Annotated in this window: 30 protein-coding genes; 22 read left to right on the forward strand and 8 right to left on the reverse strand. The window is 41.7% G+C overall.

The genetic code is table 11. The features are described from left to right. The first annotated feature begins 82 nt into the window (after nt 1-82). Complete coding sequence (locus tag ACFQ2J_RS01855; protein WP_386056058.1) at nt 83-1,300, forward strand: cation:proton antiporter; 1,218 nt, start codon at nt 83-85, stop codon at nt 1,298-1,300. A gap of 58 nt (nt 1,301-1,358) precedes the next feature. Here the strand turns inward: ACFQ2J_RS01855 and nfsA are convergent, their stop codons facing one another. Beyond that, the gene (gene nfsA, locus ACFQ2J_RS01860; RefSeq protein ID WP_386056059.1) at nt 1,359-2,096 is read right to left on the reverse strand and encodes an oxygen-insensitive NADPH nitroreductase; all 738 of its coding nucleotides are present in this window, start codon (nt 2,094-2,096) and stop codon (nt 1,359-1,361) included. Nucleotides 2,097-2,111: 15 nt separating this feature from the next. Next, nucleotides 2,112-2,831, reverse strand: coding sequence for a hypothetical protein (locus ACFQ2J_RS01865; RefSeq protein WP_386056060.1), 720 nt, complete (start codon nt 2,829-2,831; stop codon nt 2,112-2,114). A 192-nt stretch (nt 2,832-3,023) separates the two neighbouring features. Between ACFQ2J_RS01865 and ACFQ2J_RS01870 the strand changes: the two genes are divergently transcribed. Next, nucleotides 3,024-3,377, forward strand: a complete 354-nt coding sequence (locus ACFQ2J_RS01870) for a hypothetical protein (protein WP_386056061.1) — start codon at nt 3,024-3,026, stop codon at nt 3,375-3,377. Nucleotides 3,378-3,433: 56 nt separating this feature from the next. Here ACFQ2J_RS01870 and ACFQ2J_RS01875 read toward each other — a convergent pair whose 3' ends face one another. Further along, complete coding sequence (locus ACFQ2J_RS01875; RefSeq protein WP_386056062.1) at nt 3,434-3,616, reverse strand: hypothetical protein; 183 nt, start codon at nt 3,614-3,616, stop codon at nt 3,434-3,436. Nucleotides 3,617-3,767: 151 nt separating this feature from the next. Then, complete coding sequence (locus tag ACFQ2J_RS01880) at nt 3,768-4,952, reverse strand: MFS transporter (RefSeq protein WP_386056064.1); 1,185 nt, start codon at nt 4,950-4,952, stop codon at nt 3,768-3,770. Between the two features lie 203 nt (nt 4,953-5,155). Between ACFQ2J_RS01880 and ACFQ2J_RS01885 the strand changes: the two genes are divergently transcribed. The 12 genes from ACFQ2J_RS01885 (at nt 5,156) to corA (ending at nt 13,924) form a co-directional block, all read left to right on the forward strand. Beyond that, nucleotides 5,156-6,118: an ABC transporter ATP-binding protein gene (locus ACFQ2J_RS01885; RefSeq protein WP_386056066.1), complete on the forward strand. Its 963-nt coding sequence runs from the start codon at nt 5,156-5,158 to the stop codon at nt 6,116-6,118. Beyond that, nucleotides 6,111-6,890 carry an ABC transporter permease gene (locus ACFQ2J_RS01890; RefSeq protein WP_386056068.1) on the forward strand — a complete coding sequence of 260 codons (780 nt, stop codon included), beginning with the start codon at nt 6,111-6,113 and terminating at the stop codon, nt 6,888-6,890. The genes ACFQ2J_RS01885 and ACFQ2J_RS01890 overlap by 8 nt, the downstream gene beginning before the upstream one ends. A 169-nt stretch (nt 6,891-7,059) precedes the next feature. Continuing rightward, entirely contained in the window at nt 7,060-8,100 is a 1,041-nt protein-coding gene (gene rsgA, locus ACFQ2J_RS01895) for a ribosome small subunit-dependent GTPase A (RefSeq protein ID WP_386056070.1), read from the forward strand. 304 nt (nt 8,101-8,404) lie between these two features. Continuing rightward, entirely contained in the window at nt 8,405-8,794 is a 390-nt protein-coding gene (locus ACFQ2J_RS01900; protein ID WP_386056072.1) for a DsrE/DsrF/DrsH-like family protein, read from the forward strand. A 25-nt stretch (nt 8,795-8,819) separates the two neighbouring features. Further along, nucleotides 8,820-9,047 (forward strand): glutaredoxin domain-containing protein, encoded by a 228-nt coding sequence (locus ACFQ2J_RS01905; RefSeq protein WP_386056074.1) that lies wholly within the window; start codon nt 8,820-8,822, stop codon nt 9,045-9,047. 141 nt (nt 9,048-9,188) lie between these two features. Beyond that, nucleotides 9,189-9,557, forward strand: a complete 369-nt coding sequence (locus ACFQ2J_RS01910; protein ID WP_386056076.1) for a rhodanese-like domain-containing protein — start codon at nt 9,189-9,191, stop codon at nt 9,555-9,557. Between the two features lie 15 nt (nt 9,558-9,572). Next, nucleotides 9,573-9,869 (forward strand): rhodanese-like domain-containing protein, encoded by a 297-nt coding sequence (locus ACFQ2J_RS01915; RefSeq protein WP_386056078.1) that lies wholly within the window; start codon nt 9,573-9,575, stop codon nt 9,867-9,869. Between the two features lie 66 nt (nt 9,870-9,935). Continuing rightward, nucleotides 9,936-10,487: a sulfurtransferase TusA family protein gene (locus ACFQ2J_RS01920; protein ID WP_386056080.1), complete on the forward strand. Its 552-nt coding sequence runs from the start codon at nt 9,936-9,938 to the stop codon at nt 10,485-10,487. Between the two features lie 44 nt (nt 10,488-10,531). Then, nucleotides 10,532-11,656, forward strand: a complete 1,125-nt coding sequence (locus ACFQ2J_RS01925; protein ID WP_386056081.1) for an MBL fold metallo-hydrolase — start codon at nt 10,532-10,534, stop codon at nt 11,654-11,656. 56 nt (nt 11,657-11,712) lie between these two features. Then, nucleotides 11,713-11,940, forward strand: coding sequence for a sulfurtransferase TusA family protein (locus ACFQ2J_RS01930; RefSeq protein WP_386056083.1), 228 nt, complete (start codon nt 11,713-11,715; stop codon nt 11,938-11,940). Nucleotides 11,941-12,047: 107 nt separating this feature from the next. Beyond that, nucleotides 12,048-12,827 (forward strand): sulfite exporter TauE/SafE family protein, encoded by a 780-nt coding sequence (locus ACFQ2J_RS01935; protein WP_386056084.1) that lies wholly within the window; start codon nt 12,048-12,050, stop codon nt 12,825-12,827. A gap of 146 nt (nt 12,828-12,973) precedes the next feature. Further along, nucleotides 12,974-13,924: a magnesium/cobalt transporter CorA gene (corA, locus tag ACFQ2J_RS01940; RefSeq protein ID WP_386056086.1), complete on the forward strand. Its 951-nt coding sequence runs from the start codon at nt 12,974-12,976 to the stop codon at nt 13,922-13,924. Between the two features lie 1,329 nt (nt 13,925-15,253). Here the strand turns inward: corA and ACFQ2J_RS01945 are convergent. The 3 genes from ACFQ2J_RS01945 to ACFQ2J_RS01955 all read right to left on the reverse strand — a co-directional run bounded on the left by ACFQ2J_RS01945 (nt 15,254) and on the right by ACFQ2J_RS01955 (nt 16,488). Further along, nucleotides 15,254-15,814 (reverse strand): FAD-dependent oxidoreductase, encoded by a 561-nt coding sequence (locus ACFQ2J_RS01945; RefSeq protein ID WP_386056088.1) that lies wholly within the window; start codon nt 15,812-15,814, stop codon nt 15,254-15,256. A gap of 168 nt (nt 15,815-15,982) precedes the next feature. Next, the gene (locus tag ACFQ2J_RS01950; protein WP_386056090.1) at nt 15,983-16,135 is read right to left on the reverse strand and encodes a hypothetical protein; all 153 of its coding nucleotides are present in this window, start codon (nt 16,133-16,135) and stop codon (nt 15,983-15,985) included. A gap of 20 nt (nt 16,136-16,155) precedes the next feature. Beyond that, nucleotides 16,156-16,488, reverse strand: coding sequence for a hypothetical protein (locus ACFQ2J_RS01955; RefSeq protein ID WP_386056092.1), 333 nt, complete (start codon nt 16,486-16,488; stop codon nt 16,156-16,158). 225 nt (nt 16,489-16,713) lie between these two features. Here ACFQ2J_RS01955 and ACFQ2J_RS01960 point away from each other — a divergent pair, with 225 nt between their 5' ends. From ACFQ2J_RS01960 to ACFQ2J_RS01975, 4 genes are all read left to right on the forward strand, one after another. Further along, a complete protein-coding gene (locus ACFQ2J_RS01960; RefSeq protein ID WP_386056094.1) occupies nt 16,714-17,256 on the forward strand; it encodes an HD domain-containing protein in 543 nt (180 codons plus the stop codon). 373 nt (nt 17,257-17,629) lie between these two features. Next, nucleotides 17,630-17,764: a hypothetical protein gene (locus tag ACFQ2J_RS01965; protein ID WP_386056096.1), complete on the forward strand. Its 135-nt coding sequence runs from the start codon at nt 17,630-17,632 to the stop codon at nt 17,762-17,764. 119 nt (nt 17,765-17,883) lie between these two features. Continuing rightward, nucleotides 17,884-18,021, forward strand: a complete 138-nt coding sequence (locus tag ACFQ2J_RS01970; RefSeq protein ID WP_386056098.1) for a hypothetical protein — start codon at nt 17,884-17,886, stop codon at nt 18,019-18,021. Nucleotides 18,022-18,083: 62 nt separating this feature from the next. Then, nucleotides 18,084-18,638: a GNAT family N-acetyltransferase gene (locus tag ACFQ2J_RS01975; protein WP_386056100.1), complete on the forward strand. Its 555-nt coding sequence runs from the start codon at nt 18,084-18,086 to the stop codon at nt 18,636-18,638. A gap of 45 nt (nt 18,639-18,683) precedes the next feature. On the opposite strand, the gene ACFQ2J_RS01980 is transcribed toward ACFQ2J_RS01975, so the two are convergent. Further along, nucleotides 18,684-20,033, reverse strand: a complete 1,350-nt coding sequence (locus ACFQ2J_RS01980; protein ID WP_386056101.1) for a dihydrolipoyl dehydrogenase family protein — start codon at nt 20,031-20,033, stop codon at nt 18,684-18,686. A 148-nt stretch (nt 20,034-20,181) separates the two neighbouring features. Between ACFQ2J_RS01980 and ACFQ2J_RS01985 the strand changes: the two genes are divergently transcribed. The 4 genes from ACFQ2J_RS01985 to ACFQ2J_RS02000 all read left to right on the forward strand — a co-directional run bounded on the left by ACFQ2J_RS01985 (nt 20,182) and on the right by ACFQ2J_RS02000 (nt 24,593). Further along, nucleotides 20,182-21,447 carry a molybdopterin molybdotransferase MoeA gene (locus ACFQ2J_RS01985; RefSeq protein WP_386056103.1) on the forward strand — a complete coding sequence of 422 codons (1,266 nt, stop codon included), beginning with the start codon at nt 20,182-20,184 and terminating at the stop codon, nt 21,445-21,447. A gap of 22 nt (nt 21,448-21,469) precedes the next feature. After that, entirely contained in the window at nt 21,470-22,477 is a 1,008-nt protein-coding gene (moaA, locus tag ACFQ2J_RS01990) for a GTP 3',8-cyclase MoaA (RefSeq protein ID WP_386056105.1), read from the forward strand. A gap of 213 nt (nt 22,478-22,690) precedes the next feature. Continuing rightward, a complete protein-coding gene (locus ACFQ2J_RS01995; RefSeq protein WP_386056107.1) occupies nt 22,691-23,113 on the forward strand; it encodes a YwpF-like family protein in 423 nt (140 codons plus the stop codon). Between the two features lie 118 nt (nt 23,114-23,231). Continuing rightward, nucleotides 23,232-24,593 (forward strand): TrkH family potassium uptake protein, encoded by a 1,362-nt coding sequence (locus ACFQ2J_RS02000; protein ID WP_386056109.1) that lies wholly within the window; start codon nt 23,232-23,234, stop codon nt 24,591-24,593. Nucleotides 24,594-24,609 lie beyond the last annotated feature (16 nt).

Raw genomic sequence — 24,609 nt, forward strand, 5'->3', positions numbered from 1 at the left:
TGTATTACACATCACGTGCAGGGTATGATAGGATTATTAATAGATTAGTTCATGGTAAAAATTTCTATACTTGGAGGTTTACATGCACGAATTCAATGAAGTTTTCATCCAGATTTTAATTTTATTAGGTATATCCATCACGGTCATCGCAATTGCAAAACTCTTGAAGGAACCTTATTCTATAGCATTGGTCATTGTTGGGCTAGTGCTGGGAATAACCGAAATTCCGGTTATTGAAGAGGCGGAGAACTTCATAACCCAGTCCGAAGTGTTTCAGGCAGCGATCATTTCCTTATTCCTGCCGATCCTTTTAGGAGATGCAACGTTGAAACTGCCATTCCATCACCTTTTTGAACAGAAGAAAACGGTTATGGGGCTGGCGTTCATAGGTACATTTCTTTCCTTTTTGACAATAGGGGGAGCTGTATATTTTCTGTTTGATTTGCCTTTGATAGTAGCCTTTACCTTTGCAGCATTGATGAGCGCGACGGACCCGATCAGTGTATTATCGATCTTCAAGTCCCTTGGTGTATCAAAGAAAATGTCCACGATCATGGAAGGAGAATCTTTATTCAATGACGGTATCGCCGTCGTCCTCTTCAAAATATCTTCCATCTATCTTTTGACATACATGGAGATGGGATGGAGCGGATTGGGCAGTGGAGTTCTGCTGTTTTTACAATTTGCTCTGGGGGGAGCCTTGATTGGGCTTGCAATGGGATACATCTTTTCTCAGATCATTCGTATTTTCGATGATTATCCGCTGGAAATTGCGATTTCTGCATTATTGTTTTTCGGGAGTTATTTCATTGCCGAACATTTCCATACATCGGGTGTAATCGCCGTAGTTGTTGCCGGGTTCATGTTTGGTGACTATGGAGCAAAAATCGGCATGTCGAAAGAGACGAAAATCAATATCAATACATTCTGGGATACCATTACGTTAATTGCAAACTCGCTGATTTTCCTTATGGTCGGATTGGAAATCAGGAATATTGATTTTGAAGGGAAATGGCTATTGATTGTTGCGAGTATCTTGATTGTCTTGGTCGGAAGAACGATTGCTCTCTATATCAGTACAAGCTGGATCAAGGAATTGACTCAGAAGGAACGCCTGTTATTGAATTGGGGTGGCCTTCGGGGAAGTCTTTCCATCGCATTGGCGTTGAGCTTGCCGAATGATTTTGCAGGAAGAGAAGAAGTACTCCTGCTTACTTTTTCTGTCGTTCTATTTTCACTAATTGTACAAGGGCTCACCATCAAACCACTTGTGCAGAAACTCGGATTTTCAAAAAAATAGACAAGATGACATGAAAAAGACAAAGGAACCTATATCGTTCCTTTGTCTTTTTAAATGCTTATTTTTTGTTGAATCCTTTTTTCCTTACGTGATCTGTAACATCCATGCGCATCGGTTTTGTAAACCTTCGAAGCATCTGATCGGTCCATGTGTCGGTTCGGGTATTCTCAGAACGCGATGCATAGTAGTGGCTGATTTCTTCATTGAACTGATTCAATTCTTGTTGATGTTCCTTGTAACTGTTCTCGTGGTAAACCGCTTTAAGAGGCAGTCTCGGTTTTTGTTCAGGTTGATGTGCCGGTACCCCCACCACCATTCCGAATAATGGGATGACATGATCGGGGAGGTGGAGAAGCTCGTCAACTCTTGAGATGTTGTTCCTGATACTGCCAATATAACAAATACCCAATCCCAAGGATTCAGCTGCAATTGCAGCATTTTGAGCTGCTAAAGCGGCATCGATGGCAGCAACGAGAAAATGTTCGCTGTTTTCCAGGTTAGCAAGCATCTTATCATAGGTTGATTGTGGAGCCTGTGAAGTGACATGATGATAATCCGCACAGAAAATGAACAGGTGCCCATTGTTTTTTACATAACTTTGCATGGTTATTTCTGCTAATTCATCCTTTACTTCTTCATCTGTAACTCCAATGATGGAGTATGCCATCATATAGCTTGAGGTTGATGCTTGCTGAGCACTTCGGACAATTGTCTGGACTTGTTCTTCGCTCAATTTTTCAGGCTTGAACTTTCTTATGGAGCGATGGTTCAGGATCGTCTCGATTGTCTGGTTCATGATTACACCCCGTTATCAGTCGATTTCATAAATTGCTTCCACTGTTTTCTCGCCTTTTTCCTTCCAGTCCTGTAGATTAAAAGACTCTTCCTGATTGAATTCAGGTACTGTAACAGCCAATTCCTCTTCTGACTTCCAAACGGTACTTGCTATCGGAAATAGGAATGGCGCAGTCAAAGATGGCAGATTTTCTGAATCTGTCTTTAAAGTGATTTTCTGCCATTCGTCATTTTTGATATCTACCACACTGACTTGATGGGCCGTTTCCGCTTCTTGACCACGGCTGAATTTAATAGCAATATATCGTCCTTCAGGTGAAGGGTATTGCCCTACTAATTTACTGAGATCCGCCAGCAGCATGGACGTCTGCTCACTCAAATCGATATAGAGGTAAGAACAACCGCTCTCCAGACAGCCGAATTCCAACAGGTATGTATGCGTTGTTTCCTCTCCGTCCAATGGAATGAAGTTCAATTGATCATTGACCTTTTTTGTATTTTCATACGTAGTAAGGTAATTCTCCAGGATTGGATGTTCATCCAGTTCAATGTTGTATTCTTCATCCTCAAGTGTCACCTGTATTTTCGATGGAATCTCCTGTGCAGGCGCTTCATCAATTTCCTCAATTGCAAGTTCCGGCTCAATGACCTTATCATCATCATTAGCGGCTGACTCGGATGAACAACCTGCAAACAATGTAAGGCAAATAAAGCCTAATCCTAAAAATCGTTTCATAACTTTTCTCCTTTGTAGGTACCATGATAGCTGTAAAGACTATGTAAAAAATACCATGTAACTGTTGTAATTTCAAAAGATAAATGGCTTCATTTTGGTTAATTAGACAAAAAATTGATATTTATTCATTATCATGCAGGAATTCAACATGCTAAAGTCGAAATTAGTGGAAAACGAGAGGGGTGAAAGCGAATGGGTACCCTTGTTGATTTTGGTCAATATAAGCAGAAAAGGAGGCGGAGAGAAGGTTTATCGGAAAAGAGAGTAGTGTATGAGGTTTACTTGACGACGGTTAAATATGTCTACAAACATATTGAACAGGAGTTTGATAATCCTGTCGAGCATTTGACTACTGCTGTGAATCTATCCGTTTTGTATAAGCAGGATCGAAATCGTTTTGCCGCTACATTCGCTGATCTGATCAGTTATTGGAATCTGTCCCCCTTGACTGTCAATGCAATTCCGGTTCATCGTGCTTTTGATGAGTTTGAGACGCTTGGTGATTTATGTGCCTATATAGAGAGAAGGGTGAGGGAAGAGAAGTAATTCTCTTCCTGTTTCATTTGTCATGAAAAAAAGCACCCCATTGGGGCGCTTCCTTCTTACAGATTCTTCGGATGCTGTGCTTCATGCTGTGCACCATGTTCCAAATATTTATCCTCTACCAACCTCTTATCCTGGTGGGTCAAATTCGCATCATCTATCATTCTTTGTCCTCTTTTTTCTACATATACGGCAATTCCAATCAATACTGCAAGTGGAATCAAAAACCAAAGCCAAATCATGATTGGATCTCCTCCTTCTGTTGTTACTATATCTATACCCCCTTAAGGAAATCAGAATCGCTTATGACAGGAAAGGGGGAGAAGGGAGGAGCGAAGATGACAAAATCCTTCATTTTGTTACAAGGGTGTTCAATACGCTGGTTCCAAAGACCTAATTGAATTTCTGTCTGATCGGAAGCATTGCTCCGATAATTGCCACGATTCCACCTGCAAGAAACATGTAGGAAAAGCCAAAGGCCGCCATTCCGGCAAAACTGCCGAATAATAATAGATCACATAAGGAATCGGTCATCGATAATAACGATATCGTCGTAGCTCTTACCTTTGATGAAAAATATTCATTAGAGAGTTGAGAATAGACGGGATATCGAATCGCTTTTACAACCCTCATCAAAAGAACGATGAATAAGATCAAAGGCAGGACATCCCCGATCATTCCTACAATAAATAATCCTGCTGCTCCTGTATAACCAGTCAGTTTCAATAAATGAATGCGATTGATTCGTGAGGTGATCAAACTGATCGACCTTGATGTCATGAACGCGATACTGGCACCTGCTGCATAGATGACTCCGATCCATGCTACCGGAAGTCCGGCATCCACCATCAATTTTTGGTCAAACTGTTCAAAAACCGCAGCGGTAGGGATGAATACAAGGGTAATATTGAGAAACATCCATAAGACGGCTGTATTGTTCCGGATGACCGCGAGCCCTTCTTTGATTTGTAGGAATGGGTTTTCTCTATAAGTACCTTGAGTTACCGGATTGATGATTCTGAATGACAAAATCACTTGAATCGACTGGAAGCATACTCCCAGGATAATCAATAGCCTGAATTGTGCTTCAGAAAGGTCCTTCGCAATAAATGCACCTATCAGAACGACGAAAATAGTAATGATGAATCCGGCAGACTGGATGATTCCCATCGCCTTCTCCATAAGATTCTGTTCCCCGCTCATTTTCAACGATTCATAAATCAATGCTTCATCTGCACCACTGAAGAATGTGGCAGCAAAGCCATAAAGGAAACTGCTTAGGAAAAATACCCAAGGCTCAAAAGCTACGAGCAGCAAGCCATGGGATATCACAGCCAGTATCGATCCAAAGATGAAAGCTGCTTTAGCTCCATACCTGTCTGCGAATATTCCCGTAGGGAGTTCACCTACCAGGACGCCGATACTGAAAAAGAGCATGACGATCAATATAGATGAGGCATCGAGGCCTCTTTCGTAATAAAAAAGGGTCAGTACTGGTGTTAGAAATTTCAAATTACCAAATAAATGGCCCCAGAATAATAGTTTTATATTATGGGACGCGAGTGTATGTTTGTTCAACTTCATTTCCTCCTGAGCCTAATAAGAATCTTATGGCAGGAGGAGTATGTCTACTTGTTAGCTCTTTACCCCTCCTGATCGAGAATTGGAAATAACATTCAGAATTTTTTGCATTTAAACTTCCTCCTTTGAATAGATAGGCTTATTATATAACGTAAGCAGGTATTTGGAAATAACGCTTACAATTAGAGGGGGATTTGGATATGAGTGATGGAACGATTGCAGTGAAACACTTATCGAAGATTTTCAAAAAAGGCAATGTCCACGCAGTTAAAGATGTGTCGTTCGATGTGAAAGAAGGGGAGTTTTTTGCGTTTTTAGGACCAAATGGTGCAGGCAAATCAACGACGATTCAGATACTGACAACTCTGATCAATGCAACAAATGGAGAGGTGTGGGTGGCAGGTCATGATGTCAGAAAATCCCCTGGTTCTGTCCGGAAGCATATCGGTGTAGCCTTGCAGGAAACTGGAGTGGATCCCGATCTGACTGGAAGAGAACTTCTTGAACTCCAAGCGAGAATTTTCGGCTTCAATAAACTTGAATCTAAGAAAAGAACGGAAGAATTGCTCGATGTCGTCCAATTGAACGAGGCAGCGAATCGGAGAATCGGAAATTATTCAGGAGGTATGCGCAGAAGGCTGGACCTAGCACTTACTTTGGTGAATAATCCAAGCATATTATTTCTTGATGAGCCAACTACCGGGCTTGATCCTTCGAATCGAATCGCCATCTGGGAAGAACTTAGACGTTTGAATGAAGTGAAAGGGACGACCATCTTTCTGACCACCCAATACTTAGAAGAAGCTGATGCTCTTGCCGACAGGATCAGTATCATCAATGATGGGGAGATTGTTGCAACTGGAACCCCGAAAGAACTGAAATCACAAATAGGAAGTGATCTGATTTCAATCACTTTCCCATCAGAAGAGAATCTTCATCAGTCAAAAGAGATATTACAGCAGGACATGTCTGAAGCAGATATCATCGAGACTGGTAACAGTCTCAATATCTATGCTCAGGATGGTACCAGAAAAATGGTGGATGTAATCAGGATGCTGGATCAAGCAGGTCTTGAAATTGAAACCATTAATCTATCATCCCCTACACTGGATGATATTTTCCTGAAGCTCACTTCAAAGGAAGGGGAAGTTCAAAATGGGTAATGGGGTATGGAAAGATACATGGCTAATGACAAGAAGAAGTATCATGACGACGCTGAGAAATCCCTTTTCATTCATTCCGAACTTGATGATTTCTGCGTTTTTCCTGCTTGTTTATGATAGCGGGTTAAGCGGGATTTCCCAGTTGCCTGCTTTTGAAGGTGCAAACTATCTCGCTTTCATCCTGCCGGTGTCGATCGTTTCTGCTGCAATCGGCGGTGCAGGTGGAGCGGGACAAAGTATTGTGAAGGATATTGAAAATGGCTATTTTTCCAGATTGCTGCTCACTCCGGCATCAAGACTTGCAATTGTACTTGGTCCGATCATCGCAGGGATGCTCCAATTACTTATTCAGACGCTCATCATCGTATGCATCGGTTATCTGCTTGGTTTGGAAGTAGCCACAGGTGGATTGGGAATACTGTTCGTCTTATTGATTGCAATAGGATGGGGGTTAGCGTTTGCCGGTTACTCTGCAGGTGTAGCTTTAAGGACGAAAAATGCTCAGGCCGCACAGGCAGGCACGTTCATTTTCTTTCCATTGATCTTCCTAAGTACGACGTTCGTACCTTATGAGCTGATTGAAGCACAATGGTTGAAGATTGCAGCGACAATCAATCCAACAACCTATATTTTTGAAAGCATGCGCACGGTATTGATCGATGGCTGGATTTTCTGGGATTTGATGCAAGGAGTGATTGCTATTGGTATTGCTTGTGCCATCACAATCACGTTTGCAGCACTGTCAGCTAAAAGAGCAGTTTCAAGAGGGTAATTCGTAATCCTTTCTGATTTTTCTGCTATACTGAATATATCTTCAATAAGGAGCGTGATGGATATGGTAAAAATCAAAACATTCAAATTCAGTAATTGTAACCAATGTCAATGGAGTAACAGGGGGCACATGACGCGATGATGTTCTCCTGAAAAATGGAGGAATTTTATTGAAGGAATTGAATTGGCAAGAACTAGGGTTAACGGACTTTTTTAAAGCTCAGCATGAGGAATCGATGGGGAAAATCGGTCGTATTTCAAAGGCGAGCAACGGGATCTTCACTATTAAGACAGCTGCATGTTCCTACACCGGACAGGTCAGCGGGAAGTTTCATTACCAGGCAGGGGATGTTCGATCCTATCCACATATAGGGGACTGGGTAGTCTTTCAGGCTTTGGAGAATGAAGCGAAAGCGGTCATTACTCATGTACTCGCACGAAAATCGCTGTTAACGAGACATGCAGCCGGTACTACTACGGAAGAACAAATCATGGCAGCTAATGTCGACAAAGTATTTTTAGTGAATGCTCTTAATAATGATTTCAACCCAAGAAGAATGGAACGTTATTTGATGCAAGTATATGAAAGTGGTGCTTCTCCTGTATTTGTACTGACAAAAAAAGACCTTTGTGACGATGTAGAAGCGAAAATCGCCCAAGTCGAAGAAATAGCCATGGGGGTACCTGTTTATGCGGTGAATGCTCTGACAGGAGAAGGCTCGGAACTGCTTGAGCAGGAAATATCAGTTGGAGTGACTATTTCACTTCTTGGTTCTTCCGGGGTCGGAAAGTCTACATTGATCAATCTTCTGTTAGGTGAAAACCTTCAAAAGACGCAGGAGATTAGACAATCCGATCAGAAGGGGAAGCATACAACCACGCATCGTGAGATGTTCATATTGCCGGGCAAGGGTATTCTCATCGATACACCAGGCATGCGGGAGTTACAATTGTGGGCAGATAAAGATGCCGTGGAATCAGCATTTTCAGACATCGAAAGCTTAAGCCAGGGTTGTAAATTCAGGGATTGTCAGCATGAAAAAGAGCCAGGGTGTGCAATTAACAAGGCGATACTGGCAGGTGAGCTCTCTGATTCCCGTCTGAAGAACTACAGAAAAATGCTGCGCGAAGTGGAACGACTTGAATTAAAAGATAAATATGGAGCACATAAAACGAATCGCATTCTGTACGGGCCGAATGGGACCCGATAACAATAGAAGAAACTGTACATGGAAGCAAGAAAGAATTGAGCATGAAATCGTTAAGGTTTCATGCTCTTTCTTATGTGGTAAAAGTCTCGTGAACTGTCATTGAAGCAATGATAAATAGGATGGATGTAAGCTGGACTTAAGGTAACGATAACTTAATGACGATGAACTCTGATACTCATGATTTTATCCATTTCATATACCCCCTTGACTATATTCTGCATATGCTTTATTATACCTATTAGGGTATCCAACCCAGCGGGGTATCAAAGATATTCCCATAAAACTTTTGAGGAGGAATTTTATTATGAAAACAGCAATCATTGCAGCGAATGGTGGAGCGTTTGACGCATACAAAGTATTCAATATTGCAACTGCTTCTGCAACTTATGATGGAGAAACAGCAGTATTCTTCACATTCGAAGGACTTAACCTGATCCACAAGGAAGGTCACAAGCAGCTTCCACTACCTGAAGGTAAAGAACATTTCCAAGAAGGTTTTGACAAAGCGAATGTACCTTCTATCCCTGAATTGGTAGAAATGGCTAAAGAAATGGGCGTACGTTTCATCGCTTGTCAAATGACGATGGATGTCATGGGTCTAACTAAAGAAGATTTTGTAGATGGAATCGAAGTTGGCGGAGCTGCAACATTCCTTAACTTTGCTAAAGAAGCTGACGTATCCCTGACATTCTAAATCCATGATGTAAGGAGGACTTACGATGGTAACCGTGTATACGACAACAACTTGTCCCTATTGCACAATGGTCAAGCAATTTCTTGATCAGATGAATGTCACTTATAAGGAAGTCAATCTTGAAAATGATCAAGAAGCCGCAAGGAAGCTTGTGGAAACAACCGGTGAGATGGGTGTTCCACAAACGAATGTTGATGGTAACTGGATCATTGGTTTCGATCCGGAAGCGTTTCTAAACTATTTAAATAAATAACTGGAAGTGGGGCGGTTACCGCCTCATTTCCAAACTTGTTTTTTTAAAAGTCAGCTGGAAATCAGCAGTGGTTGACTTTTAAAAAAATAAGTTTAAAATATACCTATAGGGGTAATTAGTGTTGTGGGAGGCGAAGATAAGTTGGATACAATCTTAACAATAATTGCTGTAGCTATCCTGATCGGGTTCATTGCCAGAAAAATGATTCCGGCAAAAGGCGTAGGTCAGTTGACTACGGCTCAGCTTAAAGAAGAAATGAAGGCTAAAAAAGGGAAACAATTCATTGATGTGCGTACCCCTGGAGAATACCAGGCGAATCACATCAAAGGTTTTAATAATTATCCATTGCAGCAGTTGCAGGGAAACCTGAGTAAGCTCGATAAAGATAAAGAAACATTTGTCATTTGTCAGAGTGGAGCTAGATCATCAGCTGCTACAAGAGTATTGAAAAAGAATGGGTTTGAGAACATCCACAATGTCCAAGGCGGTATGAACGCCTGGAGAGGTTAAAAGGAGGAAATGAACATGAAAACAATGACTGCTAAAGAAATTGAAAATAAAGTTGCGAATGGTGAACAGCTAAATCTCATCGACGTTCGCGGAACAGATGAGGTAAGTGAAGGTCATATCCCGGGAGCTGTAAATATCCCGTTGCACTTGCTTGAGTTCCGTATGAACGAATTGGATAAATCAAAAGAATATGTAATGGTTTGTCGTTCTGGCGGACGTAGTGGTCAGGCTTCCCAGTTCCTTGATCAGCAAGGCTATGAGGTCATCAATATGGAAGGCGGAATGATGGCTTGGGAAGGTCCGGTGAAGTAACATTCACCTGACTGTTTATTTGCGAGTTACTACTTTTACCATAGTTAATACAGGAGGTTATTTTTCATGAAAGTAAATGAAGTGCTTGATGCTAAAGGCTTGGCTTGTCCAATGCCGATCGTAAAAACGAAAAAAGCGATGACAACTATGGAACCTGGTCATGTTCTTGAAGTATTGGCAACTGATCGCGGCTCTATTGCAGATTTGGAAGCATGGGCTGGAAACATGGGTCATCAGTACCTTGGATATAAAGAAGACGGTGATGTGCTGAAGCATTACCTTAGAAAAAACAGTGATGGTGAAGATAAACCGGAAAAGAAACATGAGCAGACGATCACGAATGAAGACCTTAAGAAGCTGGACACAGAAGCTATTACACTCGTAGATGTCCGTGAACCTGCAGAATACGAATTTGGTCATATTCCAAATGCCGTATCTGTTCCTTTAGGTGAACTGGAAGGGAATTTGGATAAGATCGATAAAGATAAGGATGTTTATGTCGTTTGCCGTACTGGGAGCAGGAGTGATTTAGCAGCACAGAAGCTTTCAGAAAAAGGGTGGAACGTCTACAACGTCGTCCCTGGCATGAAAGAATGGGATGGAGAGGTTACTAAGTAACCAAAAAAATTTACAATTAACAATACTAATGGGGGTATTAAGTGATGGCAACAGCTATGACTGCGAAAGATATCGCACGAAAAGTGATTGATAAAGAAGAATTGTTCATTTTAGATGTCCGTAACCAAAAAGAATTTGATGACTGGAAAATCGAAGGTGACAGTGTGGAAATCTTCAATACACCTTATTTCGATCTTCTTGATGGAGTAGATGATATTCTTGGTAAAATTCCAAGTGAAAATGTTCTTGTCGTATGTGCCAAAGAAGGCTCTTCCATGATGGTCGCTGACATGTTGGAAGAAGCAGGAGTGAAGAATGTTACCTATCTATCTGGTGGTATGAAGGCGTGGAGTGAATATCTGGAACCAGTGAAAATAGGAGAACTTTCTGACGGTGGAGAGCTTTACCAATTTGTACGTCTCGGTAAAGGGTGCCTTTCCTATATGGTCGTTTCTGAAGGTGAAGCGATGGTCATCGATTCAAATCGTACGATCCAGCCTTACCTTGATTTCGCTGAGGAAAAACAAGCGAAGATTGTTCAGGTTGCTGACACGCACCTGCACGCAGATCATATCTCTGGCGGACGTGCACTTAGAGAAGAAACAGGTGCTGCCTACTGGCTTCCTCCTAAAGATGCTACGGAAGTCACTTTTGACTACAAGGCACTTGAAGATGGGAACGAAATCAAAGTAGGTACTGCTAAAATCGATGTGCAGGCAATCTATTCACCTGGTCACACAATTGGCTCCACATCCTTCATCATTGATGAGAAGTATCTATTGACGGGTGATATCCTGTTTGTTGAATCAATTGGACGCCCGGATTTAGCTGGCCTGGCAGAAGACTGGGTTGGAGATTTGCGTCAGACTTTGTACAGCCGTTATCAGAACCTATCAGATGATTTGATTGTACTGCCGGCTCACTTCGGAAAAATGTCTGAAGTAGCGGATGATGGAACTGTTTCTGCTCCGCTTGGCAAGTTGTATGAAGAGAATGAAGGTTTGAATGTGGAAGACGAAGGTGAATTCCGTAAAATGGTGACAGAAAACCTTCCACCACAACCGAACAGTTATCAGGAAATCCGTCAGGTGAACATGGGTCAGATTGCTCCGGAAGACGAAGAGCAGCGCGAGATGGAAATCGGACCGAACCGTTGTGCAGTAAATTAATAGGCAGAGAGTAAACTGGTTAACTTAAATCATATCGATAAAAAGGAGAGTTTTTCATGAACGTAAGTAAAGTATTGGACGCAAAAGGACTGGCATGCCCGATGCCGATCGTAAAAACGAAAAAAGCTATGGATGAATTGAACAGTGGAGAGATTCTTGAAATCCACGCGACAGATAAAGGTGCGACAAGTGATTTGACTGCATGGACAGAAGCAGGAGGTCATGAACTGATCGACCGAAAAGAAGAAGACGATGTTTTGAAATTCTGGATTAAAAAGGCCTGAATTTAACAAGGGAAAGGGAGTTATATCCCTTCCCTTTCTTATTGTCATCCTCTGATTTGTACAACGATTCACTAGCGAACAGTGGGATGGAAAAGGAGTGAAAGAAAATGGATATCTGGTTTTATATAACGATTTTCATCATTGGATTCGCAGGTTCCTATGTATCCGGAATGGTGGGGATTGGCGGATCGATCATTAAATATCCGATGCTATTGTATATTCCACCAATGCTGGGATTTGCAGCATTTACAGCCCATGAAGTATCAGGGATCAGTGCTGTACAAGTATTTTTTGCTACCATCGCTGGTGCCTGGGCATACCGCAAAGGTGGTTATCTAAATAAAGATCTGATCATCTATATGGGTGCAAGTATTCTTGTTGGTAGTTTTATCGGTAGCTATGGTTCAAGATTCATGGGAGAACAGGGAATTCAAATTGTATATGGTGTATTGGCACTATTAGCAGCAATCATGATGTTCATCCCGCGTAAAAACAACGATGACTTGCCACCGGATCAAGTGACCTTTAACAAAACAGTAGCGGCAGTGTCAGGTTTTTCTGTAGGGGTAGCAGCTGGTATCGTCGGTGCGGCCGGAGCATTCCTGCTTGTACCAATCATGCTGACTGTGCTTAAAATACCTACGCGTGTAACAATTGCGACATCTCTTGCAGTTACATTCATTTCTTCAATTGGAGCGACTGCAGGGAAAGTGATGACTGGTCAGGTTGTGCTTGTACCGGCTCTAATTATGGTAGTCGCAAGTGTCATTGCCTCTCCGTTAGGCGCGAAAGCTGGTCAAAAAGTCAACACCAAGCTGCTGCAGGCAATCTTAGCAGCATTGATTGTAGGTACAGCCATCAAAATCTGGTGGGACGTATTATTATAAAGATGTTAGCCGAACCATCCTTGGGTGGTTCGGTTTTTTATTGTGATTCTTTGTTACAAGCTCAAAGTGCAATGTACGTTTGTTTTGAATTCACAAAGGAAGGGAATAGAGAGGATACATTATCACTAGATAGAGGGATGGATATCATGATAAAGGTCACGGCATTTACGCATGAAGGGGAAATCATCGAAAATACAGATTTAGGAGACTTACATAAAGAAAGTGTCCGTTGGTATTGGGTGGATTTTGAGTCTCCAGAAGAAAATGAAATAGCCCTGCTGGATTCTTTTTTTCATTTCCACCCACTGGCGATTGAAGACTGTATGCACGATCTCCAGCGTCCAAAGCTGGATTACTACGATGACCACACTTTTTTTGTCATCCACGCCATCGATAACAATGAGCTTGAAAAGCAGGAAATCGATATCTTCCTGGGTGAAGATTTCATCGTTACTTACCATAAGAAAAAAATGAAATTGATGGATCACGTTTGCAGTATTTTGAAGCGCAGCAAGAATAAGGACGCCTGGGATGAGTATCATGTACTGTATCAGATTCTTGATAAAGTGGTCGACAATTACTTCCCGATCATCTATGAAATCGAAGATCACATCAATGAAATTGAAGACAATACGAAAAACCTGTCTATGGATAAACTGCTGGAACAATTATTCGACCGGAGAAGTGAGCTGCTTGTCTTGAGACAAACCGTCCATCCAATGCGGGATCTGTTATATAGAATGCTGAATACCCACCACCTTGATGGGGTCAGGGAGAGAAAAGAGTATTTCGCTGACATACATGACCATTTGCTGAAGGTAGCGGAACTTATCGCATCGAACAGGGAAATGACACAGGATATCCGTGACAGTTACCTGTCGCTGAACTCACATGAAACGAATCGTACGATGCAGATTCTAACGTTGATTTCCGTGATTTTCATGCCTCTTACGTTCATTGTAGGGGTGTATGGTATGAACTTTGAATTCATGCCTGAACTTGATGAACGCTACTCCTACTTTATCGTATGGTGTGTAATGATCGTCATGGCAGTAGGTATGTACGTATGGTTCAGGCGAAAAGGCTGGTTTGATTAATTAGAACACAACTTGAATATTTCTGTAATGGCGTCGAGACAGTAAATGGTCTCGACGTTTTTTTGCGTTTGAACGGTGAGCGGGCATCATTGTATTCGCTCATTTTAACGTAACCACCTTCTTCAAGAGGAGGTGTTTTTTTATGTGGCAATTTAAGAAAAGGCACTTTTAAATCACATCAATCACGGTACTTAAGAAATGCGTTGCACTTTCGAGGATTCTCGCAATTTCACGTACCTACGGGTCAGCCTCCCTTTCCACTAATTCAGTAGCGACACCTAAAATATTTCGAAAGTCGTATGGGTGAATAGATCAACAACACGTTTAAGAGAGCCTTAAAAAAATTGGAGCAATTAGTAGTGGGTGTTACAAGGTTCAAGCGAGGACTTAAGCAAAGCTTCTCAGAGACAACCAGTGTCACGATGAGGATTGTCTTAAGCTTGTTGTAGATATAAAGCATATACTTCCTACTTTGCAAAGAGTAGTAGAGAAGGTGGGGTAAGGGGCGGATAGGAAGTTCGGTCCAAAGGCTGAGTTCAATTCACTCCACTGGCCGTTATGGAAAAATTGAAAACTTCCTATAATTGGATTAACAAAAGAAAACAGTAAGCAAGGAGGAAACCAAATGTTTGGAACATACAACGAATTTGAAGTGATCCGCCAGTTAGGAGATATCAAGCGAAAATAATCGACAGGGAAAAAATCCACAAAGGAACAGGAGGAAACCAAATGTTTGGAACATACAACGAATTTGAAGTGATCCGCCAGTTAGGAGATATCAAGCGAAAATAATCGACAGGGAGAAAATCCACAAAGGAACAGGAGGAAGCCAAATGTTTGGAACATACAACGAATTTGAAGTGATTCGCCAGTTAAGGGATATCAAACGAAAATAATCGACAGGGAGAAAATCCACAAAGGAACAGGAGGAAACCAAATGTTTGGAACATACAACGAATTTGAAGTGATCCGTCAACTAAGAGATATCAAACGAAAGTAAATTCTGGGAAGCAAAGCTATGAAAAGGAGGGATTGCAATGTTTGGTACGTATAATGAGTTCGAAGTGATCAGACAGACTGGACCAATATGGGGGAAATAACTAAACGAAGCTGAGAATGAGATAACAATAATCCGTACATCTAAAGAAGTAATGAAGTTTAAATGAATAGAGGTGAAACAATGTATCACATATAGTTCAGCCAGCTTTCGAATCGAAAACATTCGAAACTGGCTTTTTTATTTTCTTTAGCTGATAGGTATGCTCAATCCGATTTTGTTTCAATAGAAAAATGATGAGCGGATGCTCATCATTTTCCTGCTTTGATTCCTTATTTTAGAATGTCATGGTCAACGTATCGTTCTCCATTCAATTCACTAATTACATTTATTGCAACACTTGCCCCATGACCGGAAGTAATGATGGTATGGACACTGACACCTGCCACCGTTCCAGCAGCCCAGATGTTCTGCATCGAAGTGCGTCCATCAGAATCTGCATCGATTACTTTCGCTACACGAGGCTCGGTACCATCCATAGTTTTCAAACCGGCCTCTTCAGCTAATTTTGCAGACATCCCTGTAGCAAAAATGATGTGTTTTGCTTCGTACTCACCTTCATTTGTTTTCAACAAGTATCCTTTGTCATTCTTTGAAATGTGGACTACTTCCTCATCTTTGAATTCCGCACCGAATTTCTTCGCTTGATCCTGGCCCTGCTTCAGCAATTGAGGACCTTCAATTTCTTTGATTCCATAATGGTTTTCTACCCATGCTTTAGCAGTGATGCTTTTACCATGATCGAACAAAAGTGTTTTTTTATCGGCTTTTGCTGCGAAAATTCCTGCACTGGCACCGGCAGGGCCGGCTCCAATGATCGCGATATCGTACATCAAGTATCCTCTCCTTTTAAAGTGAATGATTGTTCAGACATTGTTAACAATTCCCTAAAATAAACATGCGAAACCCGCCCTGGTGACGGCAGGGCGGGTTTCGCGGGTAAAGATGGAGAAAAGGATGATTGTGTATATGATAAACTCCGCATGCGGAGTTATCACCAATTAAAGGTTTGGTAATACATAATTAATAAGAAACCAAATGATTCCGAAGAAAATGATCAGGTAGGCGCCATATTTGATGAAGGCTACTCCTACTTTACTTGAATCTTCTTTTTTGACTGTACGTTCCACTTCGACATTACGATGCTCATCCATGATTCATCACTCCTTATGAGTTAAACGACAATGGAAATGTTATTAGTAATCGTTGAATGATCATATTTCGTTTGCAAATCGCATTTTTCAATTCTTTGTTCCCAAAGGACACTTAACTGATCATAGTGATGGTCGACACACTCTCCATCAATGATCATTTTCATAGGGGATTGGGTATCTGCCAATAAGAAGAAAGACAATAATTTCGTTACATTTCCTGCATCCGCAATCAGGTGGTTTTGATGAAGATAGACATCGCACGCATTATTTGCCACGTAATGGTGGATATTAAGTATTTCGTTCGTAGTCAATTGTTGATTCAGATGAATCTTATAGGAAGTCAATTCTTTCAACGTCATCACCTCGTGTTTGTTTTGCTGTCTTGTTTGGAATTTACCCCTGAGGGATATGATCAAAACACCCCTAATATAAAATGAGTATATTTGACTATTGATTTTAAAAGGCGACAGGACTAGCTGGTTTCATCCAAATACTTTAGGGATAAACAAATGATAAGTTGCTATATGAATACAGAGATGCTACATTTATCTATAAAAAAACTTTTGAGGAGGGTGATTATGTCAAAGGTATCCTTAATAAAAATCTTTAAGCATCGGATCACCCAGAAGTACCTTCGCAGGTCTGGCATTCATCATGCCATTTCAGTTGCAAAGCTGGCTGTTCGGTTGGCGGAAGAACGGGGTGTAGATCCTGAGATAGCAGCCAAGGCAGCTTTGCTTCATGATATGGGGCATTATGAGTGGTACAGAGACGGGAAATGGGATTACAAAGAATATAGAAAGCATGATATACATGCCATCAAAGGTGCTGAACGGGCACATAAGTTATTGATTCGGCTCGGCGAAGATCGGTTGATGGCTAAAGAAGTGTCACTTGCTGTACTTCTTCATACGGATAGTTATCTGCCTTTTTCGGTAGAAGGGCAGAGGACGGCTGTACAACAGGTAGTGGCTGATGCCGATAAAATGGATGAGCAGCCTGGAGGACTCCATCACTACAAAGAAATGGAGTTTGACGAAGCACTTACACACTTGAAAAAACTTGATGAAGCGATAGTAAAAAGCACTTCAATCCATTTGGAAAATAAAGCCGCTGAATAAAAAGTATGACACAATTGTTAAAAAGTGCTTTACTTTATATAGTCACTTGGATATACTACTGTTGTATCAAAAAAATCATGAAAAGCGAGGTCGACGTAAATGTTGAATAAAGCAAATTTCCAAAATGAACTGAATAGCATGAACGTATCGATCTTTGCTGGTAGCATGGTTTAGTTAACTTAATTGTTCGACTATTCGAGCTGACGTATATAGACCACAGATCGATCATAGGATTGATTTGTGGTTTTTTTCTATGGCTGAAAACATAGATGCTAAAAGACCACAGGATCACTGTGGTCTTTTTTTGTGCGAAAAATGTGTGAAAGGCATGTAGCCTTTACTATAAATAATGGAATTGAAGGAGGTGATCAATGTGACGATCCAGTTTTTTATCTTTACCATCAGTATTTCTAAAAGAGAACGACCCATGCATAATGGTAGCCGGCTCAGGAAAGAAGTGGAAGATGAACTTTTCGACCGTAAGATGATGTATTTATCAAGGTTCTAAAAAAATGAAGGAGGATGATGAAAATGACTAAGTTGAGAATGATTGCATTTATGGATTGGTTGAATGTGGAGAAAGATAGCGCTTAGTGAACCATCCTTTGACGGAAGGAGGAATTATCTATGAAACTGAATATTTTATTTTTACAGATTTCCATCAGGAAACAAAACCAGCAGGAATTGCAGCAGGAAGCAATTCGTCAGAAACAGATTGAAAAACAAATGGAAAATATGAGAACCAAGCATATGATCCGCTATTAATATAAAGTTAAAGGGGGCGGCTTTCATGCCGTTACCCTCCTACATAATGAAGAGGTGAACAATTGACTGTTTTCAATTACAGTAGACAAACAGAACGTCTGATCATCAGACCATTGGTAAAAGAAGACTATTCATCATGGTTGGATGGATTTAACCAGCGTCAGCCATCACAACATCGCCATGACAGCGGAAGGATGGATATGGAAGAATGTACAAAGCAGTGGTTCGACAGTCTGGTGGAGAACCACCAACAGTTGGCTGCAGATGATACTGCCTATGTGTTCGCAGTTTTTCGGAAGTCTGATGGAAACCATATTGGAATGGTGGACTTCTCAACGTTAGCGCGTAATGATTTTCAGTGGGGAAGGCTCGGATACACCATTCATAATCAGCACTGGCAAAGAGGATACGGGAAAGAGGCGGTCGATGCAGCTTTGAAAATCTCCTTCAGCGACCTTGAGTATCATCGGATTGAAGCACATATCAATACAGATAATCCTGCCTCAGTTAGGTTGGCTGAAAGCATCGGGATGGAATTCGAATGTGTTCGGAAAGGGTTCATCCATGAATTCGGAAGCTGGACGGATAATCTGATCTATTATAAAAACGCACAATAACAACAAAAGGATGCGCCAGATTTTCATCTGGTGCATCCTTGTTTTTTAGAAAAAGCTTGGAATATCACTTTCCGCTGTGGGATATGCCCAAAGCACCTCTTTCAGGCTTTCAGAGGTGATCCTATGCTCGATTGCCAAGGTGAACAGGTTGATCAGGTGATCGGCTTTGGAGGAGAGGAAGTGTGCGCCAAGTATTTCTTTAGTGTACGGATTCCGCAATATTTTCATATAAGCAGTGGTTTCTTTCGTTTGTTTATACGTGAAGAAATTTTTTATTGATTTGGAATCACATTCATATGGGATGGATTTAGCTTTTGCCTCTTGTTGTGTCAGCCCGACAGATGCAAGCATCGGATAGGTGTAAACAATGGTTGGCACATGTTTTTGTAATGGCTCCTGTTCCTGATGGTGCAACAAATGACTGATCAGACGCTTTGCCTCTTCTCCAGCCACAGGAGTAAGGGCTGGTAAATTCGCGCTTGCACAGTCCCCAGCGGCATAGATATGACCTTGGGTGGTGGATTGAAAATTGAAATTCACATCAATTCCATCATCCGAATAGGAAACGTTGGCATTATCCAGTGCCAGCGTTTCGATATTTGCGGCTCTACCGCCGCCATGGATGACCATATCTGCATGTAGCCGATGTTCGTGGTCGAATTTCTGCACCATGATATTATAGCCGTTGTCCTGCTTTGTAATCTTCTTTACTTCTGTATTTGTATGAATATCAATTCCAAGATCTTTCGATGTCTCAATCAATTTGTTGGTCATTTCATAATCGAAAGCTTCCAGCACATGCTTTCCTCTATGAACTAATATGACCTCTTTACCCAAACGTGCCGCCAAGTGAGCGAATTCAAAAGCGATGTACCCTCCACCGACAAACAACAGACGCTGCGGTAATCGTTTCAGTTCGAAAAACTGATCGCTTGTAACCATATGGTTCGAACCTTCGATTGGAAGAGTCTTTGGTGTCGCTCCTGTTGCAATGACAAAATGCTTTGCATGCAACGTCTTTTTGTCGACGCTCAAAGTATTAGCATCAAGAAAACTAGCCCGTCCTTTATAAAGATCGACGCCTTTTTGCTCGAATTTCTTTTCCGTATCATCCGGAATGGGTTGTGTGAATGTATTTTTAAATGCGATCAACTCTTCCCAATTCATAGAGATATCCGCATTCAGTCCAAGTCCGTTCACACGTTTGGCATCATCATAGATGCGGCTTATTTCCACCATCACTTTTTTCGGATCGCAACCATATTGAGGGCACGTCCCACCTAATGGACCTTCATCCACGATGGCTACGTTCCATCCCTCTTTTTTAGCGGAAGAAGCTACCGAGCTTCCGGCTACGCCTGTTCCAATGACGATCAAGTCGTATGTAGCATCCATACACATTCGCCTCCTTTTTCCATCTTTTATTAAGATACCCTTATTCATTTTTAAAAAACAAGAATCACTAGGTAACCTCAATTCCTACGAATCGATGTGGAAATGCTTTATACTTAAAGGAAGAGCCATACATAAGGAAGGTGTTCGTATGAAATTCAATCGCAAGCCGATACCAGTTTCAGAAGCGGTTAATAAAGTGATGGAAGATAAAAGGTACGGTGGATATGAGGAAATACCATTAAATCAATGCGAAAATCGTGTGCTGGCGGAAGATATTACAGCCACCCATCCGATTCCACCATTTGATAAATCTCCTTATGATGGGTTTGCATTGAGGTCGGAAGATACACGGATTGCGGACAGAGACAATCCAATAACATTGAAAGTCATCGAAGAGATCGGAGCAGGCCACCGGGCTAGCAGACCGATCCGGAGTGGTGAAGCAGTCCGGATCATGACAGGTGCTGAAATACCTGAAGGAGCGGATTGTGTAGCGATGTTCGAGATTTGTCAGACCCATGAGCGTGATGGGGAGAATTATATGACAATCAAGCGAAAAATGGATAAAGACCAGAACATCATCCAGCAAGGATCGGAAACAAAAGAAGGCGAAATCCTCGTAGAAAAAGGAGTACATATCAATCCTGGTGTGAAAGCTTTACTTGCAACCTTCGGCTATTCCACTGTAAAGGTGGGAAAAAAGCCATTGGTAGGGGTCTTCGCGACAGGTACGGAACTGCTTGAAGTGGATGAAGCCCTGGTGCCGGGAAAAATCCGCAACTCCAATGCATACATGATTGAAGCGCAGGTAAGACGTTCAGGTGGGGAAGTGAAGTATTGCGGTAAGCTTGATGACGAATTCGACACTTGTTTCAACGCAGTAAAGCGAGCGTTAGACGAGGTGGATATCCTGATCACTACTGGTGGCGTATCGGTAGGGGATTACGATTTGATGCCAGACATCTATGAAAAGCTTGGCGCGGATGTGCGTTTCAATAAAATAGCGATGCGGCCAGGAAGTGTGACAACTGTTGCAGAGCATGAAGGCAAACTCTTATTCGGGCTGTCAGGCAATCCTTCTGCATGTTATGTAGGTTTTGAGCTCTTCGTCTATCCAATCATACAGGCATACAAAGGAAAGGCGAATCAGTTCCATAAAAAAATCGAGGCGACGCTTGGACAGGATTTTCCGAAGCCGAATCCATTTACGCGGTTTGTGCGGGGTTTCATGCACTTTCAAGAAGGGAAGGTTTTCGTATCTCCTGCAGGAATGGATAAGTCTGCGGTTGTCACTTCATTAGCAAGAACTGATGTGTTGATTATGCTTCCTGGTGGGACGAGAGGGTTTGAAAAAGGGGATAAAGTCGAAGCGATTCTATTGGAAGATTACATAGGCCAGGCTTCTTTTGAATGAAACGAAAAGGGGGAGATCAACAGTGAAACAGGTAACCGATCAATTGCAGCGCCCAATCAGAGATTTGCGTATATCCGTCATCGACCAATGTAATTTCCGCTGTTCGTATTGCATGCCCGCAGAGGTGTTCGGAGAAGATTATCGTTTTTTGCCTTTCAATGAACTGCTCAGTTACGATGAAATCGTTCGTCTGGCAGAGATTTTTGCTGAATTGGGAACGGAGAAGATAAGGATTACCGGTGGGGAACCACTGATGAGAAGAAACCTTGATGAATTGATTGCAAGATTGAAGCGAATCGAAGGCATCAATGATGTTGCGGTAACGACGAATGCAGTATTCCTTACCAAACAAGCAGAGAAATTGAAAGCAGCAGGACTTGATCGAGTCAATGTCAGTCTCGATGCCATTGAAGATGATGTCTTTAAAAGAATCAACGGGCGCCATGTGAAAACACTTCCTGTATTGAAAGGGATAGAAGCGGCAAGGAAAGCCGGACTTCCGATCAAAATCAATATGGTTGTGAAAAAAGGCATGAATGAGGATCAGATCCTGCCGATGGCAAGATACTTCAAACAGACAGGTGACACGTTGCGCTTCATTGAATTCATGGATGTCGGGAACCATAACGGGTGGAACATGGATACCGTCGTTTCGAAGAAAGAGATTATCGATCGAATCAATGAAGAAATGCCGCTTGAAGCTGCAGATGCAAATTATTTCGGTGAAGTTGCATCCAGGTACAGGTACAAAGATGGAAGTGGTGAAATCGGCATCATATCTTCTGTTACAGATGCGTTCTGTGGCAGCTGTACTCGGGTACGGTTGTCGGCAGACGGGAAGTTATATACATGTTTGTTCGCAAGCGCTGGTCACGATATAAAGCGATTGATACGTAACAACTATAGTGATCATCAGCTTTTGCTTGAACTGGTGAAAATATGGACAGGCAGGAAGGATCGATACTCGGAAGAAAGAAACAAAACTGGTAAACAGCGTGAAAAGATTGAAATGTCCTATATAGGTGGTTGAATGAAATGATCCGCGGGTGAACGAACCTTTGCGGATTTTTCTGTTGGGAACAGAATGATGTGGCCTTTACTATTTTTCGTAAAACAACATGATCGGCTTTTTTCAGCATATCTGATCAGCATGTAGCTTCTATTTCGGATGCTGAAGTTTTTTTGCTTTGTATAGGTATTCTAAACTATAATGGTTGTATCCATTAATGACTGGAGGATGGAAATGAAGACGTTCAAACTGGTTTCATTCGACATTATAGAAGAGAAAAATGATGATATCACACAACGGAGGATCAAATTGATCGACGGCCTGATCATCAATCGGGAAGACGATCATGGTAGATGGGTCATGGAGGCATTTACTGACCGAAGCTACAAAGAACTGTTTGAACAATATCTCACCAGTGAAGAAGAACTCATGGTGCAAGTGAAAATCACGAAGCAAAGCAATCAGCCTGCCACTTTTTTAGTTCAGGCGATCGATGTGAATTTGATCGGAGACAATATGAATGTGATTTTCAAAGGGACGATCATTGACCGGCAGAGGGATCAGATTGAAAAGACATTGAAGCTTCTTATCGACGAAGGATTCCAAGGAGAAGAATTGTTGGAAGAATTCAAGCGTAGAGGAGAAAACAATAAATGAGACCTGAAAAGACCGAGCATTTACATAGTTGATAACAATCAAGATGACAGGACTCACTGTATTTCGTGCAAATATTTGTAAAATGTAGCAGGAGTTTGTCAAATAAAGGAGAAATAGTATGTGGGTCAGAAAACGCAAACTTCGATGGATCAATGGCTTATCACCATTTCAACTGATTGCATTGTTCTATTTGTTTGCTGTAACGATTGCAACCATTCTTCTGGCTTTACCTGTGGCGCACCAGCCAGGAGTAGAATTTGCGTTTATCGATATTCTTTTTACAGCAGTAAGTGCAGTGAGTGTAACTGGATTGACAGTCGTGAACATCTCAGAAACGTTCAGTACTCCGGGAATTTTCATCCTTGCATTCGTCCTCCAACTTGGAGGAATCGGTGTTATGACGCTTGGTACAGCGTTATGGCTCTTGTTAGGTAAGAAAATCGGCCTGCGAGAACGAAGGTTGATCATGACTGACCAGAATCAGAATACGTATAGTGGAATCGTCCATATGATCAAACAGATTATCATCGTAGTATTGATCATCGAATTCATCGGCTTTTTGACACTTGGTACGTACTTTTTGCAATACTATCCACCTGGGGAAGCGTACTTGCAGGGATTCTTCGGATCTGTGAGTGCAATGACCAACGGTGGTTTTGATATTACAGGAGCTTCGCTCATTCCATACAAAGATGATTATTTTGTGCAGTTCATCAATATATTATTGATCATTTCAGGCGCAATCGGTTTTCCGGTCTTGATTGAAGTGAAGGAATATTTGACGAAACAGGCCCCGGAAGCCCAGGCGATAAGGTTTTCCTTGTTCGCTAAACTTACAAGTTTTACATTTTTAGCGCTTATACTTGTCGGGATGTTCGTAATCATCCTTTTTGAAATGAATAACTTTTTCGCAGACAAGTCTTGGCATGAAGTCTTCTTTTATGCATTCTTCCAATCTGTCACGACAAGAAGTGGTGGATTGGCAACGATGGACATCAACCAATTCACAGAACATACGCAACTTTTCATGTCCTCTTTGATGTTCATTGGAGCATCACCAAGTAGTGTGGGTGGTGGTATTCGTACAACGACCTTCGCATTGGTAGTCATTTTCATTTTGACTTATGCCCGGGGAAAGACGAGAATCAGAATTTTTCGCAGGGAAATCCATGATGATGATCTGATCAAGGCAGTTGTGGTCACTATCATGGCGATGCTTTCGTGCTTCACAGCAGTAATCATCATGATGATTTCTGATCCATTTACACTTAATGAAATCATTTTTGAAGTCACATCTGCTTTCGGTACAGTAGGATTGTCACTTGGGATTACACCGGATTTATCTACTGTCGGCAAATGTGTATTGATGATGCTGATGTTTATTGGAAGAATCGGTATTCTAACCTTCTTATTTACATTCAAATCAGATAAAACGTCAGGGAAATACCACTATCCGAAAGAAAGAGTCATCATCGGTTAGGGGTGATCGTCCAGGG

Source organism: Thalassobacillus hwangdonensis, from assembly GCF_042675915.1.
Taxonomy (GTDB): Bacteria; Bacillota; Bacilli; order Bacillales; family Halobacillaceae; genus Thalassobacillus_A; species Thalassobacillus_A hwangdonensis.